Origin of the sequence: Mycobacterium sp. E3247 (genome assembly GCF_001667785.1) — a bacterium.
In the GTDB taxonomy this organism is placed as follows: domain Bacteria; phylum Actinomycetota; class Actinomycetes; order Mycobacteriales; family Mycobacteriaceae; genus Mycobacterium.
In genome coordinates, this window is record NZ_LZJG01000428.1 from 1 (window position 1) to 786 (window position 786).

General features: G+C 66.3%; 1 protein-coding gene. It reads right to left on the reverse strand.

Translation table 11 applies throughout. The annotated features are described in order from the left end of the window. The coding region (locus tag A9X04_RS22000) for a cation-transporting P-type ATPase (protein WP_197509291.1) at window positions 1-776 on the reverse strand (776 nt) is incomplete at its 3' end. Window positions 777-786 lie beyond the last annotated feature (10 nt).

Here is a 786-nt window from a genome sequence, read left to right on the forward strand (position 1 = left end):
TTGCTGATCAAGATGATCACCATCAGCGCGACGGCGACCTGCAGCAGCAGGTAGGAGAACCGGCGCAGCCCGACCTGGAAACCGGTTTCGGGCGGATGCTCGTCCAAACCCGAAGCGATCCGGCCGAATTCGGCGCGATTTCCGGTGGCATACACGACGGCCAAGCCTTCGCCCGCGCTCACGATCGTGCCCATGAACGCCACATCGGTCATGTCGGTCAGCGCGACGTCGGTTCCCACCGGCGTCGGTGACTTCTCCGAGCCGGTGGATTCCCCGGACAGGATGCCCTCGTCGCATTCCAACGCTGCCGTCTGGATCAATCGCACGTCCGCGGGCACCGCCTGCCCAAGGGAGAGCCGGATGACGTCCCCGGGGACGAGATCCCGGACGTCGACATCGACAAAATTCCCGTCGCGCCGAACGATCGCGGTGTGGCGTATGCGGGAATGCAGCGCAGCCGCGGCCTGCTCGGCCCGGTACTCGTTGAAGAACCCCAGTCCGATGCTGGCGCTCAGGATCACGCCGATGATCAAGGCTTGGGTGTGGTCGCCGAGGAAATACGACAGCACGGCGGTGAAAGCCAGCAAGATCAGCACCGCGTTGTTCAGCTGGCGCGCCAGCACCGCCCAGGCGCTGACCCGGTGGGTGCGGATTGCGTTGGGGCCGTGCTGTGCCAAGCGTGCCGCGGCCTCGGCGCTGGACAGACCGTCGGCCGAGCTGCTCAGCATGTCCAGCACTTGATCCACCGGAGCGGCGGCCACCGCATGAGCGGTCAGCGCTTCGCGG